The following is a 15365-nucleotide window of genomic DNA, read 5'->3' as shown; positions in this document are numbered from 1 at the left end:
ACAATATATCGTTCATTGATCCCATGTGGATGTCCTATATATTGTGTTGTGGAATCTGACACTTTGCTTTTAGATCAGCCTCGTAACCATCATTATTGTTGCTCAAACCATTTTTTAATCAGCTTGTCTACTTCACCGTTCTTTAATTTCTCTTTTAATACTTTGTTAAATTCCCCAGTTAATTTGCTTCCTTTAGGGAAGGCAATAGCGGTACCAAATTCCTCTTCGTTTGTCGGAATTTCACTGCCTTCTAACTTGCTATTGCTGTTTTTAATATATCCTTTTGCAACTTTATCTTCGATAATCGCAGCATCAAAACGTCCTGCATTAATTTCTTGAATAAGCTCTGGAATACGGTTGCGGCTTTCAATCTTCATATCAACTGTTTTTGCAAGTTTTTTTGCTAATCCTTCTTGAATTGTGCCTGTTTGTACACCAACTGTTTTCCCTTTTAAATCCTTTACCGCTTTAATGCCGCTTCCTTTTTTCGTTACAATGATATTTTTCGTCACATAATACACATCAGAGAAATCAACGTTTTTCTTACGCTCTTTAGTTGCTGTCATTCCCGCTAAGACGAAATCTACTTTTCCTGATTGTAGAGCCGGAATGAGACCTGTGAAGTCCATGTCAACAATTTCAAATTCATAACCTAATTCTTCTGTGATCATTTTCGCTAAATCGATATCAAATCCAATAATTTCGTCACCTTTTGCTGTATCTATGTACTCAAAAGGAGCGTAGTCAGCGGAAGTACCCATTTTTAACACTTTCTTTTCTTCCCCTCCGCTCTGCTTTTCCGATGACTCTTCTGAAGTGCCACAAGCAGAAAGTAAGCCAATAAATAGAATGCTAGATAACAATAATGAAAACCACTTTTTCATCACTTATCCCCCTTTTATTTTCTTAAAATTTAAAATAATTTTAATAATATTATGAAATAGGTTTTTACGTATTGCAATCATTATTTTTATATGAATATATATTCCATGAGTTGTATATTAACACGTTAATTTATAAATATGCAACACTTTTTTTAATTATAGAATTTATTTTTTGTTTTCCAAGAATAGTAACTCACTTTTCTAAACAATAATAATACTTATTTTTCAACGTTTTTTATTAGTTTTGCATGATTATTAAACGAAATGTTACCCTCTCTCATTCCTTTTCACCATTTACGTAATAAAAAAAGAAGCCAAAAATTTTTTGGCTTCTTTATTCTTTATACTTCATCACAATATTTTTCAAACGCTGCCTGTAATTTTTGAATGACCTCCATTGGCTCATGTCCTTCAATTTCATGTCGCTCAATCATTGTGCAAATTTTGCCGTCTTTTAGCAGCGCAAATGAAGGGGAAGATGGCGGATAGCCTTCAAAATATTCTCTTGCTCTTGCAGTTGCTTCTTTATCTTGACCCGCAAAAACAGTCACAAGATAGTCAGGGCGTTTATCATAGTGAATCGCATGTGCTGCCGCTGGACGAGCAATACCGCCGGCACAGCCGCATACAGAGTTCACCATCACAAGCGTTGTTCCTTTTCGGGTTAAAGCCTTATCCACTTCTTCTGGAGTGCGCAATTCTTCATAGCCAGCTTCAACCATTTCCTTGCGCGCCTGTTCAACGACGTCATTCATAAAAAATTGAAAGTTAAATTGCATATGATTCGCTCCTTCTTTCTTTTTTTTCATCATACCAATAAGATGGGCAGCGTTTCAATTAATATGACATGTTTAAACTTTTGACTGGATGTCGATAAAAAAGATGGGGTTGGACTAAAATCCAAAAGAGTATATTTTGAATTAAGTACAGAAATACTTTTCAGTTGGGATTTGCACTGTGTGAAACGGGTTTCACTAACACGGGCATTCATGGAATAAAAAAGTAAACAAACATATTGTGCAACAATCATAAAGTCGTTTAAACATAATAAAAATCACATTTTCTTTATTCTACAAATGGGCCATTTAGTGAAAGATCAATGTTCAAAAATTGGCTCGAATGGAGGAGTTTCATTTAAATTGGCATGCTATTGAATAAGAGACAGATGTTTTTTAATATGAGAATTGGTAGGCAGAGAAAATAGAAAAGTATATTAGACCTTTTTAGGAGGAAATCATTATGAAATCTTCTGTATCAAATGAAGTCATTGCACTCTATCAACAACTATTAGATGCATGGAATAACCGCAGTGCCGATGCAATGGCAGAGCAGTTTACAGAGAAGGGCGAGCTCATCGGTTTTGATGGGAGCCATGCGATTGGACGGGAGGAGATCTTTTCTCACCTTCACCCCATCTTTGAAAACCATCCTACTCCCCCATATGTAAGCAAAGTTAAAGATGTGCGTCTTCTAGGTTCCGAAATTGCCATTTTACGCGCTATAGCAGGAATGGTGCCGCCTGGACAATCAGACCTCGACCCTAAATTCAATGCACATCACACACTTGTCGCAATCAAGAGCGAAAAGGGCTGGCAGATCGAGCTTTTTCAGAATACCCCTGCTCAGTTTCACGGAAGGCCTGAGTTAGTCGAGCAAATGACAGAGGAATTAAGACAGTTACTTAAGTGAGTCCTACAACAATCGGGCGCGATTGTAGGATAAGCACCTATTTTTAAACGACTTTATTACTTCGCTTTTAAGGTGAATATCCTTTGTCCAGTAAAAATAAAACCATTTATTTTAAACCCCAGGAATGATGACCTGGGGTTTAGTATGTTTTAGACTCTAAAATTAAATAACTTTATCCTCTTTCTACACATATTCAAACATAACTAATATATGCTTCCCTTTATTTTTGAAGGATTTTTAGATTTTACGTCTTGATCAATTTATTCGGATACTTTTTTGTTTTCATAAATCTGTAATAACTCTTGTACGGCTTTCGTTACAGAGAGCGTGCCAGAGATTACATTATTTTCAATTATCGGAATATTTTCTTTAACTTGTGGATGCGAAAAAAAGCTTGTTTCAAGATAATCTTTAATCATGGAGTATATCCAGTCTTTCAATTGATTGCGGCGGCGCATCTCAAACACGCCTGATTTTTTCGTCGTCTCCACAAACTTTTCAACCACTTTCCAAATTTCGGAGATTCCTTCCCCTAACAACGCGGAACAAGTGTAAGCTTTCGTTTCCCATCCTGGCGTTGCCGGACGCAAGTAGTGAAGAAACTGATTGTATTCTTCTTTTGCCGCCAAAGCTTTTGGTTTATTATCTCCGTCCGCTTTATTAATAACAACCGCATCGGTCAGTTCCATGATTCCTTTTTTCATGCCTTGCAGTTCATCCCCTGCTCCTGTCAGCGCAAGAAGCATAAAGAAGTCAACCATGTTGCGAACAACGAATTCGCTTTGCCCGACGCCAACCGTTTCAATCAAAATGACATCGTAACCTGCCGCTTCACATAAAAGCATCGTTTCTCGTGTTTTTCGATGAACGCCACCAAGTGTGCCGCCGGATGGGGACGGCCGAATAAACGCCCGCGGGTCGCGCGACAAATTTTCCATCCTTGTTTTATCGCCAAGAATGCTCCCTCCTGTGATGGAACTGCTTGGGTCAACGGCCAGCACGGCAACGCGATGACCGTTCTCGCACAAAAATGTTCCGAACGCTTCAATAAACGTACTTTTTCCCGCTCCAGGCACGCCGGTAATGCCAATGCGAACCGATTTTCCGACATGCGGCAGCAACTTGTTTAAAATTTGCTGCGCCATCTCCATATGCTTTGCTGCATTACTTTCGACAAGTGTAATCGCCTGCGCTAAAATCGTTCGGTCGTTGTTTAATACCCCTTCAACATATTCGGCAATAGACCTTTCTTTCCTTTTGGCAAACCGCTTTCTACCAGATGAGGGAACAGAGGGTTCATCATTTTTTTTGACATACGTTGTCGCAAACTCTTTTGATTCTTCTTCTGGCACCCACTCTGGGCGGTATGTTCGCTCATTGTTCATTGCTTCACTTCCTCATAGCCGAGGCGTTTATAAATTTCTTCTAGCACTTTTTCCGCCGCTCTTGGAATAACTGTTCCTGGACCGAAAATCGCCGAAGCGCCATGTTCATACAAGAAGTCGTAATCCTGTGGAGGAATCACTCCGCCGACAACGACAACGATATCTTCACGGCCTAACTTACACAATTCTTCCACAAGCTGCGGCAACAATGTTTTATGACCAGCCGCAAGGGAACTTATACCGACAACGTGCACATCGTTTTCTGCCGCCTGACGCGCTGTTTCTTCCGGTGTTTGGAACAACGGACCGATATCCACATCAAAGCCTAAATCAGCGAATGCTGTTGCAATCACTTTCGCGCCTCGGTCATGACCATCTTGTCCCATTTTCGCAATCATAATGCGCGGTCTGCGCCCTTCCAACTCATAAAATTCATCCGTCATTTTCTTCACGTGTTGAATTTCTTCCTCATTTGTAAACTCAGAACTATACACGCCGCTGATGGAGCGAATCACAGCTTTATGACGTTTTGCGACTTTTTCAATCGCATAGGAAATTTCCCCTAATGTCGCGCGGGCGCGAGCGGCTTGTACGGAAAGTTCTAATAAGTTACCTTCTCCTGTTTCTGTCGCTCTCGTAATCGCATCCAATGCCTCCTGCACTTTCTGTTCGTCACGGGAAGCACGAAGTTGTTTTAACTTTTCGATTTGGCGAAGACGTACGGCCGTATTATCGACTTCAAGAATATCAATCGGATCTTCTTTTTCCGGACGGTATTTGTTCACGCCGATAATCGTCTCAGCACCGGAATCAATTTTCGCTTGCCGTCTAGCAGCCGCTTCTTCAATCCGCATTTTCGGAAGTCCTGTTTCAATCGCTTTTGCCATACCGCCTAAGCTTTCGATTTCTTCAATATGTTTCCACGCCCGATTCATTAATTCATTCGTTAATGCTTCGACATAATAAGAGCCTGCCCATGGATCAATGACATTACAAATTCCTGTTTCGTCTTGTAAATAAAGCTGTGTATTACGGGCAATTCTCGCAGAGAAATCGGTTGGCAAGGCAATTGCCTCATCAAGCGCGTTCGTATGAAGCGATTGTGTATGGCCAAGCGCCGCAGCATGTGCCTCAATACATGTGCGCACAACGTTGTTAAACGGATCTTGCTCCGTTAAACTCCATCCCGATGTTTGTGAATGCGTCCGCAATGCCAGCGATTTCGGATTTTTCGGGTTAAATGTTTTCATCATTTTCGCCCAAATGATGCGTGCCGCTCTCATTTTTGCAACTTCCATAAAGTAATTCATGCCGATTGCCCAGAAGAACGAAAGCCTTGGAGCAAACGAATCAATATCAATCCCTGCCTTCAATCCAGTGCGGACATACTCCAGCCCGTCGGCAAGCGTATAAGCTAACTCAATATCGGCAGGTGCGCCTGCTTCTTGCATATGGTAGCCGGAAATACTGATGCTGTTGAACTTTGGCATGTATTTAGACGTGTATTCAAAAATGTCCGCAATAATACGCATCGATGTTTCCGGCGGATAAATATACGTGTTGCGCACCATGTATTCTTTTAGAATATCATTTTGAATGGTACCTGAAAGTTTATCTTGCGTAACACCTTGTTCTTCGGCAGTAACGATATAAAACGCCATAATCGGCAATACTGCACCATTCATTGTCATCGAAACCGACATTTGGTCAAGCGGAATGCCGTCAAACAAAATTTTCATATCTAAAATCGAATCGATGGCTACGCCCGCTTTTCCAACATCACCGACAACGCGTGGGTGATCGGAGTCATAACCGCGATGTGTTGCAAGGTCAAATGCGACAGAAAGACCTTTTTGCCCCATCGCTAAGTTGCGGCGATAAAACGCGTTACTTTCTTCTGCTGTGGAAAATCCTGCATATTGACGAATCGTCCATGGTCGATTGACATACATCGATGGATACGGACCGCGCAAATATGGTGGAATGCCCGGCATATAATCGAGAAAATCGAGCCCCTCTATATCTTTTTTCGTATATAAAGGCTTAATCGCGATTTGCTCGTTTGTTTGGAAAAGAAGGTCATCGATAGAAGCTTTTAATTTTTCCTTAATCGCTTGTTTCCAATGTTGTTCGTCTACTTTTTCGTTCGGCACGTGCAAAGAAATGTTCGTAAAATCGACCTTTCTACTCATCGAGAGCCACCCCCATATCTTTCATAAACTCTGCCAGCGTCTCATAGCAATTGGAACCGATATGAATAAAGCCATCGATGCCTGCTTGAATGAATGTTTCCTCGAGTTCAGGTGCTTGTTTTCCGGCAACATATAGTCTCAAACGAGAGTTCACTTTCTTTAGTTCCGTTGCAATCGCTGGAACGGTTTCAACGTAGCTTTCATCTGTACCGCAAATAATATAATGTGTACCTTCGGAGGAAAGTGCACCTTGCACTGCTTCTTCTGCTGACATATAGCCGTTATTTTTCACGACTTCAAAACCGCCAGCCTCAAAAAAGCTCGTAATAAAGTCGGCTCTCGCTTTATGGTTTGGAATCGCGCCAAGATTCATTAAGACAACCTTCGGACGGCTGCCATGCTTTTCTAAATGGGCTTCAGACACTTTTCGCAGCTGCTCGAACGGTTCCGCTAAGCGCCATTGATGAATTGGTTGAATTTGAATGGACGAACTGTCTTCAGCTAAAGCCTTTTCCATTTCCTGAGCGGTCGCTCGGCGCGAAACCATTGAAACAGCTGTTTGTACAAATGTTTTCTCGCTGAATCCTGCTTTTAACTGTTCTACATTCTCTTCATTTAATGGTGATTCAGAAGATGTACTTGCATGTTTATTCGCTTCTGTTCTTTGAACCGGTGGCTCTGCCAAATTTGCATAAAGGTTTGTGCCGACAATTTTCTCCTTGCGTGTCTTCACATTTTTCTTTCGTAATTCAGCCACTTTTTCCACTTCTGCCTGAACAAATCCTTCTTCAAGTGCTTTAACAATGCCGCCCTTGGCTTCGATTTGCTGGAACAACTTCCATGCTTCTTCTGCTAACTGTGCCGTTAACGATTCAACATAATAGGAACCGCCAGCCGGGTCAATCACTTTGCCTAAATGTGATTCTTCAAGAAGAATGAGCTGTGTGTTACGGGCAATTCTTCGCGAAAATTCATCCGCCAGCTGAATCGCTTCATCGAACGGTGAAACATGAAGGCTGTTCGCTCCGCCAACCGTTGCTGCAAACGCTTCTGTTGTCGCGCGAAGCATATTCACATATGGGTCATAGACCGTTTTTGTAAAATGAGACGTACGTGCATGAATGGATATTTTTTGTGACTCTTCATTGCCGCCAAACGCTTGCACAATGTTTGTCCACACAAGACGTGCCGCACGAAGTTTTGCAATTTCCATAAAGAAATTCGCACCAATAGCAAACGAAAAGCCGATGCGCTGCGCCGCTTCATCGATCGTTAAACCGCGGTTTAGACATTCATTTAAATATTCCACCGCCGTTGCAAACGCAAACGCTAATTCCTGCACCGCATTCGCTCCACCGTTGTGATACGGTTCACTATGAACGATGATCGTTTTTACGTTCGGCATGTTCTCTTTCACCCATGCGGTAATATCTGCCATGACGTCATATAATGTTGTTAAAGAAGCGGACAATTGCCCTTTTTTCACAAGAGAGGCAAGCGGATCCATACCGATCGTGCCGCGCACTCTTTCCAACGGAATTTGCTGCTTTTGTAAATAAGCCGCAAACAATGCAAGAAACGCTAGAGAACTCTCGCTTGCATCCACCCGAAGCGAGTAGTCTTGAAGAGAAATGCCTGAAAACATTTCTTCCATCTCTTCTAACGAAGTTACTGAAAACCCAAGCTTGTCCAACACAAGATGAATTTCCGTCTGCCCTCTTTCTAAATCGTGCTTAACAATTTCATTCCATTCCTTTGGACTATTTGCCGACAGTTCTTGGCTGACCGTCCAAGGCTCATGAATGTAGCCATTCACTTCTATTCCACGCACATAGCCAGGGAAGCCTGGATACTGCTCAATATGTTTAAGTGATTCGATATCTTCACGTGTATAAATTGGTTTAATACGCAAATTCTCGTAAGTATTTGAATAAAGCTTTTCAATCGGTTTTCCTTTTAAAGACTTCTCTACTTCTTGTTTCCACGCTTCATAAGTTGGAGGCGGAAACGATTGGTTTTTCATTGCAGAGATATCTGTCATCATAGTCCCTCCCCTTACTTAAAGGAAGCCATTTCTCCCATCCCTCAGAAGAAATCGCTTACTTTCGGATTTTTAGAAATATTCTCTATAGGTTTATTGTAGTACATCTATATAGTTAAAATAAATGTTTAATTTAATTAAAAATATTACAATTATTTAATAAAATAAATTTAAGCTTATTATTGAAATATGTTATACCTTCATTATGAAAGGAGGTGGAATCATTGCTTGTCACCAGAGTTGAACAGCATCACATCAAACGAACGCATCCATTGTGGCAAATGTGCGATGATTTATGTTTGAAATCAAAGAATTTATATAATTACGCGAATTACATCGTAAGACAGGAATTTATCCATCATCACGAGTGGATTCGATATGGTTCATTAGACAAAATGTTAAAACAGGAAGAGGTTTATCAATCACTACCTGCGCAAACATCACAGCAAATTTTAAGATTATTAGACAATAATTGGAAATCATTTTTTAAAGCCATAAAGGATTGGAAGAAGAATAAAGAAAAATATTTAGGCAGACCAAAACTGCCGAAATATAAAAAGAAAAATGGGCGCAATATTGTCGTTTTTACAAACCAACAATGCAAAATAAAAAATGGCTATATCAAATTTCCGAAAACGAATTTAAATTTAAAAACAAAAGTGACAGACCGATTGCAACAAGTCCGAATTGTACCGAGGGGCAGCATCTATGTCATGGAAGTGGTTTATAAAAAAGAAGTTCCAGATGTGATTCGTGAAGGCAGTCGCATCGTAGGGATTGATTTAGGATTAGATAACTTTGTAACGATGGTCAATAACATCGGCATCACGCCGATTGTTATCAACGGCAAAGGAATCAAATCCATCAATCAATACTACAACAAACAAATGGCGCATTTCAAAAGTATATTAAAGAAACAAAACGGACTCGATTGGAGCAAACGATTGGAACGATTAACGGTAAAGCGAAACAATAAAATCAGAGATTTTATGCATAAGGCAAGCCGATATGTGGTGAATTGGTGTGTAGGGCATCATATTGATAGGATTGTGATTGGCAAAAATGACAATTGGAAACAAGAAGTGAATCTGGGCAAACGTCTCAATCAATCGTTTATACAAATTCCTTATGATCTGTTTATTCAACAATTGCAGTATAAATGTGAAGAAGCAGGAATCAACGTTGTGTTAACAGAAGAATCGTATACAAGTGGAACATCCTTTTTAGATGGGGAAGCTCCGATAAAAGGGAATTACAAGAAAAGTAGAAGAATCAAAAGAGGGTTGTTTAGAAGCAATAAAGGGATTTTCATCAACGCGGATGTCAATGGCGCTTATCAAATCGTGAAGAAAGTATCTCCAGACGCCTTTGCGAATGGAGTAGAGGGTGTAGGGTTACACCCAGTTAAGCTAAATGTAGCTTAGCAAAGAATAGTGTTTAATAAGAATTTTTAACTTAATTGAATATATTAAACATTATTCATAACCTAGTTCTAGCAATGAACAAAACGAATGAAAGCTTCTCGCACTTTTAACGGACAGATTTTTTCTTTCGTCTCTGTTACATTTCGGTGTTTATTTTTAGCATCGATAAGCAGCTTTTACTCCTAACCTAGGCATAAAAAAATAACAGCTTGCGCTAACGGTTATTTGCACAGAAAAAAAGACCGAAATAAATCGGTCTTTTACACATTAATTAAGTAATATACATGAAAAATAATATTGAAGGGGTGAATCTTTATAAATTTTCCGGTAAATAGTATTTATACATTTCTAACGCATTTGTGTGTTCCTCTAAAACTGAAATGGTTTTTTGGTTAGGTTTCGTAAAAATGATTGGAAAATCTTTTTCGTCAAACTCTTCTTGGATTGGAAATGCTAAGATTTCTTTATCTATGGAAAATTCCGCTTGTACTCCCGGTTTGTTTCCACGAGCATCTAAACGAATCCACCGATTTAATGATTGAAGAAAAACGCCATTCAATGCATGAAGGGAATAACCCTTGTCAGGGGTATCGAATATCATTAGCCGTTGATAACAAAAACCTGTTGGGATTCCTTGGGACCTTAATAAAGCGGCTAATAGATTCGCTTTTGCATAACAAATTCCTTCTTTATAGTTAAGTACCTCAGAAGCTTTACATGTCACTCTTGTGCTTTGTATATCCCACAAGTGAGAAATCTCGTCTCTTACAAATTCAAATGCTATTTTAACCTTTTCAATTTCTGACTGCGCTTCATGAAACAATTCATTCATTTTTTTCTGAATTAAAGGATGAGAAAAATTTACAACATCTAATTCTTCTAAATAGTCCTTTAAATTAGTTGACTCGGGAATTAGTTCCATTTAAGTCCCCCTTATCAAATATATTTTTAAATATTTAAATAAAAATACAATCGTAATTTACTTGGTCCCGTTCAAGAAAATCAACAACATTCTTTAGCCTTTTTTTTATAAAACTGGTGCAAAATTGAAAAGGACTACTCTTCTTCGAGTAGCCCAAGTTGTAATCGAGCTAAAATAATTCCTGTTCATTCAGTCCCTAATGATTCCGTGACTTGTTCCAACTAAAACTTCCTTCCCATTTTGATTTCGGTAGACAAATTTCATGGCTACCTTTTTGTACCCTTCCATCGGCATAACTTCGGTGATCGTTAGTTCACAAGTAATCGTATCTCCTGTGAAAACGGGTCTAATGTATTCGAAGTTCATGTCTCGCGCAATATAATTCAAATCTCCACCGATTTTTGTGCCAATGCTAGCTGTAAATAAGCCGTGGACCATGAGACGCCCCTTTTCATCCCGCTCCATATGATGTCTTCCTTTGTCTCCTGATAGCTGTGCAAATTGTAACGTTTCTTCCTCAGTAAACGTTCGTTCCCAAGTCAATACGTCTCCCACTTTGATATCCACAAAATTACCTCCCATTCTCTAAGTAAAATATTTAAATTTTCAGTATATTATAACGTATTATATTAAAATGGCTTTCTTTCATAAAATTTAATAGCCCCCCACTCAACATTCCTTTGAAGATAGGTAGCTGGTCAATCTCCAAACGTTCTTAAAAGAGTTCGATCACTCTCGAAAAATGACAGCACAAAAAATTATTCAGTGGTTGTTTTTTGCCGAGATGGCAAATGAAACATGAGCCAAAAGCCACTTATAGAAAGTAGGATGATCAAACAAATCCAAGCCGCATAATAGCTACCTTGCCAATCTATTAAAAAGCCGAATAAAGCTGGAGATAATACAATCGCAAACTGATTTAAGGTTAATGCAAAACTTACCGTTAATCCTATTGCATCTTCCGAGGCCCTTTCTGAAACTTCAACAATAAAAAGACTGAACCATCCGATTCCAAAAAAACCAAGCCATGCACATAAAAAGGCTGTTCCCCATATAGACCAATCATTAGACAAAAAAAGTAACATTATTAATCCTAAAATGGCACACCAGACAGAGATGGTTAATGGAATCGTGCGGTTTCCTTTCCAGAGCCAATCACTAGCCCAAGCAATGACAACTCTTCCTATCATGCCTGCAATCAGAACAATACTTAGAATTTTTCCAGCAAACGAAAGTGAAATCGTCAGTTTTTCAGCTAAGAACACCATGAGATGGGCAACTAATATCATTTGTAGTGAAATCATTGTTACACCCACTAAAAAAATAGGATGTAATTTTTTGTTTTTAAGAATAGAAACTAGTTTTTCTTTAAAAGTATAATTCAAATCATTTCCAATTTTAGTATTTGGTTGATCTCTATATAAAAGTGAGAATAAAATCCCTCCCAAGACAGCTAAAACGGTTTGAGTTAAAACGGCAAATGATGAATCCAAATGCACATAAATCTCGGGTAACAAGGCAGCTGCTACCGCTCCACCTATAGGGATTCCGGTTTGCCTAATCCCCATTGCTAGGCCTCTTTGTGATTTAGGAAACCATTTGATAATTACTTTACTTCCACCAGGTTGCTCAGTTCCGTACCAAACACCAACAACTCCCAAAATAATCACTAAAGCTAGATAGTTATTGGTAAACGAAGCAAGGAGCATGGTTAACCCTAACAATACAGAACCGATACCTATGAGCCACCTTTCACCATATTTATCAAGCGCATCGCCAATAAAAAGCATCGAAAAGATAGGTCCTAAGTGAACGGCAGAAACCAATACCCCCGTTTGAAATTGTGATAAGCCATAATCTTGTTGCCATAAAGCAGCTAAAGGAGCGACTCCATAGGTTACAAAAGTAGCTGAAGCTTGCGAATATGTAGCAAGAGCCAGCACTAACCATTTATAACCGTTCTTTTCAAGTAAATCCATACGGCTCATCCCTTATTACTCCTTTGTTGAAATGAAATGGAGACTTGTGTAAAACACAGGCTCCCGTCATACGTATATTCGTTAAATAATCATTTGATACTATGTCTGTTATCTTAAATTCAATTGTTTTTATGAAAAAATTAAAATGTGCCAAAGAGGGAAAATGTTTTTTTGTTATAAGAGTTATGCTGTTGAAATATTAAATTCATTGTCTATTATTTTACTTCTACTACTATATTCCCTGGTAACCACTCATGTTTGACTAACATGATGAGTTTTTCTTCATGAGCTGGTACTTCAAATGTTAATAACACTTTTGCTTTCCCGGGGCTTTTGATATACACCTTATCTTTCCAGTTTTCATTCTCAATGATTTTCATATCTTTTACTTGATATTCATTTCCTTGATTATTCATCATTCGATAACTGAGCGGTTTAAACACAAACCTTTCATCTTCGCTTTTTAACTCAAGAGTGACGGGAATTGTAATAAATTCCATCCCTTCATTCGGTTTTGTCATATGAGTAGGCGGTGGCACTTGATGACCAAATGTAAGAACATCTGCACCATTATTAAAGACATGCGATTCCCCAAGTTTTAACGTTTTATAAGCTGAATCTATATAGATTTGGGTACTATTAGAATGATTTCCTTTGTTATCATTACTTTCCTTTTCCGACTGCTCTTCTATTTCATCCTCTGTAGCGAATGTTTCAATGACAGCCCCTTTTGTTTCTTCTACCTTCTCTCGTTTTTCTGAAGTAGAATTTGAATGCTTGATATCAGGAATCGCACTCGCTAATAAAGAGAGAATTCCGATAAATAACGCTGCTCCAGCAACACTAAAGACATACTTAAAGCGTTTTTCCGTCTTTTGTGTGTTTTCAAATGTACCTTGAATTCCCTGGTACGGTAATATTTTGACGGCTTTCTCAGCCGGGAGAATCGCACCAATCACTCCCGTTAATATCGGAATCAATATCGTTCCCATATTTATCACAGCAAAGGCAAAACGAGTTCTAGGGTTCTTTTTTGTATCTTCAATGATTTGTTTTACATATAACTGTGAGTCTTTTTCTGTATTAGGTCCCCAAGGCTGATATCGGCAAGCTATTTCCTGTGAAGCATACGCATGAACGCTGGTCCAATCCTCTTCGGTAAATTCCCTTAGCATCACACGTTTTCCACGAATGATAGGCAAGATATCAGTCATGATCGATCCTCTCCATTTAAAAAATTACCTAAATTATAGTTAGATAAAAAAGGAAAAATTCCTCTTTTACTCTGTTAGCACTTAATCTATGAGCGGATTATCCACAAAGTTTCTGATACTTCCATCGAAGCCAAAAAAAATCCACCGCGAATAATTAGCGGTGGATTTTTTCGTATTAATAAATCGGCGTATTGTCTTTTGAAACATTTTCTAAAATTTCTTTGACTCGCGCTAAGAAACGGCCGCAGATTAAGCCGTCAAGGACGCGATGGTCAAGAGACATACATAAGTTCACCATATCACGGACAGCGATCATGCCGTTGTTCATCACAACAGGACGTTTGACGATGGCTTCTACTTGTAAAATCGCTGCTTGCGGATAGTTGATGATACCCATGGATTGGACAGAACCGAACGAACCTGTATTGTTTACTGTGAATGTGCCGCCTTGCATATCTTCTGGACGAAGTTTGCCGGAGCGCACTTTTGCTGCTAATTCAGAAATTTCACGAGCGATGCCTTTGATTGTTTTTTCATCTGCATTCTTAATAACAGGTACGAATAAGGCATCGTCTGTTGCAACAGCGATGGAGATGTTGATATCTTTCTTCTGTACGATTTTATCGCCCGCCCACATGGAGTTGATTTGCGGGAATTCTTTCAACGCTTGTGCAACGGCTTTGACGAAGAACGCAAAGTATGTTAAGTTGAAGCCTTCGCGTTTCTTGAATTCGTCCTTGATAGAGTCGCGGTATGCGACTAAGTTCGTTACGTCTACTTCAATCATTGTCCAAGCATGTGGAGCTTCATGCTTGCTGCGAAGCATGTTCGCGGCAATCGCTTTACGAACAGGTGTAACAGGGATTTCCACATCACCTGGTTGAACTGGAACGTTAGGTGCAGCCGCTTGTTTTGGTGCTGCTTGTGCAGGTGCTTCTGCTTTTGGCGCTTCTTGAGCTGGTTGTGCGGCAGCGGCTGGTTGAGCTGGAGCTGCTGCTGGTTGTTTTTGATCAGCGGTTGGAATATTGCCAGACTCAATTAGCTTAAGAAGGTCTTTGCGCGTAATGCGTCCGCCCATACCTGTTCCTTGTACTTGTTCAAGGTCAATATTGTGTTCTTGCGCAAGACGAAGAACCGCTGGTGAATAGCGACCTTTGTTTGCTCCTGCTGGCTTTTTAGGTGCTGGAGCTGCTGCTGTAGTTGTTTCTGCATTTGTGACTTCTTCTTGTTTAGTTTCAGCAACTGGAGCTTCAGGAGCTGCTGTACCTTCGCCTTCTACTTCAATCGTACAAATCACCGCACCTACTGGTAATGTTTCACCTTCAGCAGCGATTAACTCTTTAATGATGCCAGTGAAAGATGAAGGAACTTCTGCGTTTACTTTGTCTGTCATGACTTCTGCGATTGGGTCGTATTTGTTCACTTTGTCACCGACAGATACGAGCCATTTACTAATCGTGCCTTCTGTGACACTCTCGCCAAGCTGAGGCATTGTAATTTGTTCAATTGCCACGTTGATGACCTCCTATCTCGATTAAAAGCTATGTTCAAGGAATTGCGTTATTAAACCGAACGAGAACTGTTCACTGTACTATGGATGTATACATTAATAGAGGGGCTGACCGCTTATTTTTG

The 15365-nt window shown here is 39.6% G+C and carries 12 protein-coding genes; 2 read left to right on the top strand and 10 right to left on the bottom strand.

Annotated elements, in window-relative coordinates; all coding sequences use genetic code 11:
- Positions 1 to 92 precede the first annotated feature (92 nt).
- Positions 93 to 884, bottom strand: coding sequence for a transporter substrate-binding domain-containing protein (locus tag HNQ85_RS01355; RefSeq protein WP_181535482.1), 792 nt, complete (start codon positions 882 to 884; stop codon positions 93 to 95).
- A gap of 341 nt (positions 885 to 1225) precedes the next feature.
- Entirely contained in the window at positions 1226 to 1663 is a 438-nt protein-coding gene (locus HNQ85_RS01350; protein WP_181535480.1) for a BrxA/BrxB family bacilliredoxin, read from the bottom strand.
- A 460-nt stretch (positions 1664 to 2123) separates the two neighbouring features.
- On the opposite strand from HNQ85_RS01350, the gene HNQ85_RS01345 reads away from it, so the two are divergent.
- Positions 2124 to 2573: an SgcJ/EcaC family oxidoreductase gene (locus HNQ85_RS01345; protein ID WP_181535478.1), complete on the top strand. Its 450-nt coding sequence runs from the start codon at positions 2124 to 2126 to the stop codon at positions 2571 to 2573.
- Positions 2574 to 2833: 260 nt separating this feature from the next.
- Here HNQ85_RS01345 and meaB read toward each other — a convergent pair whose 3' ends face one another.
- The 3 genes from meaB to HNQ85_RS01330 are packed head-to-tail and all read right to left on the bottom strand — an operon-like array spanning position 2834 to position 8191.
- Entirely contained in the window at positions 2834 to 3958 is a 1125-nt protein-coding gene (gene meaB / locus HNQ85_RS01340) for a methylmalonyl Co-A mutase-associated GTPase MeaB (RefSeq protein WP_181535476.1), read from the bottom strand.
- Positions 3955 to 6150: a methylmalonyl-CoA mutase gene (gene scpA / locus HNQ85_RS01335; protein WP_181535474.1), complete on the bottom strand. Its 2196-nt coding sequence runs from the start codon at positions 6148 to 6150 to the stop codon at positions 3955 to 3957. The genes meaB and scpA overlap by 4 nt, the downstream gene beginning before the upstream one ends.
- Positions 6143 to 8191, bottom strand: coding sequence for a methylmalonyl-CoA mutase family protein (locus HNQ85_RS01330; protein WP_181536473.1), 2049 nt, complete (start codon positions 8189 to 8191; stop codon positions 6143 to 6145). The genes scpA and HNQ85_RS01330 overlap by 8 nt, the downstream gene beginning before the upstream one ends.
- Positions 8192 to 8415: 224 nt before the next feature.
- On the opposite strand from HNQ85_RS01330, the gene HNQ85_RS01325 reads away from it, so the two are divergent.
- Entirely contained in the window at positions 8416 to 9615 is a 1200-nt protein-coding gene (locus HNQ85_RS01325; protein WP_181535472.1) for an RNA-guided endonuclease InsQ/TnpB family protein, read from the top strand.
- Positions 9616 to 9928: 313 nt separating this feature from the next.
- Here the strand turns inward: HNQ85_RS01325 and HNQ85_RS01320 are convergent, their stop codons facing one another.
- The 5 genes from HNQ85_RS01320 to HNQ85_RS01300 all read right to left on the bottom strand — a co-directional run bounded on the left by HNQ85_RS01320 (position 9929) and on the right by HNQ85_RS01300 (position 15243).
- On the bottom strand, positions 9929 to 10537 hold the full coding sequence (locus tag HNQ85_RS01320; RefSeq protein WP_181535470.1) for a transglutaminase-like domain-containing protein: 609 nt from the start codon (positions 10535 to 10537) through the stop codon (positions 9929 to 9931).
- A 189-nt stretch (positions 10538 to 10726) separates the two neighbouring features.
- Positions 10727 to 11104: an FAS1-like dehydratase domain-containing protein gene (locus tag HNQ85_RS01315; RefSeq protein WP_181535468.1), complete on the bottom strand. Its 378-nt coding sequence runs from the start codon at positions 11102 to 11104 to the stop codon at positions 10727 to 10729.
- Between the two features lie 191 nt (positions 11105 to 11295).
- A complete protein-coding gene (locus tag HNQ85_RS01310) occupies positions 11296 to 12525 on the bottom strand; it encodes an MFS transporter (RefSeq protein WP_181535466.1) in 1230 nt (409 codons plus the stop codon).
- Between the two features lie 206 nt (positions 12526 to 12731).
- Positions 12732 to 13730: a GNAT family N-acetyltransferase gene (locus HNQ85_RS01305; RefSeq protein ID WP_181535464.1), complete on the bottom strand. Its 999-nt coding sequence runs from the start codon at positions 13728 to 13730 to the stop codon at positions 12732 to 12734.
- A 175-nt stretch (positions 13731 to 13905) separates the two neighbouring features.
- On the bottom strand, positions 13906 to 15243 hold the full coding sequence (locus HNQ85_RS01300) for a 2-oxo acid dehydrogenase subunit E2 (protein ID WP_181535462.1): 1338 nt from the start codon (positions 15241 to 15243) through the stop codon (positions 13906 to 13908).
- Positions 15244 to 15365: the final 122 nt, after the last annotated feature.

Origin of the sequence: [Anoxybacillus] calidus (assembly GCF_013760845.1) — a bacterium.
GTDB lineage: Bacteria > Bacillota > Bacilli > Bacillales > Anoxybacillaceae > Paranoxybacillus > Paranoxybacillus calidus.
Note: the sequence above shows the minus strand (reverse complement) of the source record. Positions and strands in the feature narration are given on the sequence as shown.

Bases quoted from the DNA above. Each gene is read 5' to 3' on its own strand.
- HNQ85_RS01355 (WP_181535482.1), bottom strand. From the start codon at position 884: ATGAAAAAGTGGTTTTCATTATTGTTATCTAGCATTCTATTTATTGGC.
- HNQ85_RS01350 (WP_181535480.1), bottom strand. From the start codon at position 1,663: ATGCAATTTAACTTTCAATTTTTTATGAATGACGTCGTTGAACAGGCG.
- HNQ85_RS01345 (WP_181535478.1), top strand. From the start codon at position 2,124: ATGAAATCTTCTGTATCAAATGAAGTCATTGCACTCTATCAACAACTA.
- meaB (WP_181535476.1), bottom strand. From the start codon at position 3,958: ATGAACAATGAGCGAACATACCGCCCAGAGTGGGTGCCAGAAGAAGAA.
- scpA (WP_181535474.1), bottom strand. From the start codon at position 6,150: ATGAGTAGAAAGGTCGATTTTACGAACATTTCTTTGCACGTGCCGAAC.
- HNQ85_RS01330 (WP_181536473.1), bottom strand. From the start codon at position 8,191: ATGACAGATATCTCTGCAATGAAAAACCAATCGTTTCCGCCTCCAACT.
- HNQ85_RS01320 (WP_181535470.1), bottom strand. From the start codon at position 10,537: ATGGAACTAATTCCCGAGTCAACTAATTTAAAGGACTATTTAGAAGAA.
- HNQ85_RS01310 (WP_181535466.1), bottom strand. From the start codon at position 12,525: ATGAGCCGTATGGATTTACTTGAAAAGAACGGTTATAAATGGTTAGTG.
- HNQ85_RS01305 (WP_181535464.1), bottom strand. From the start codon at position 13,730: ATGACTGATATCTTGCCTATCATTCGTGGAAAACGTGTGATGCTAAGG.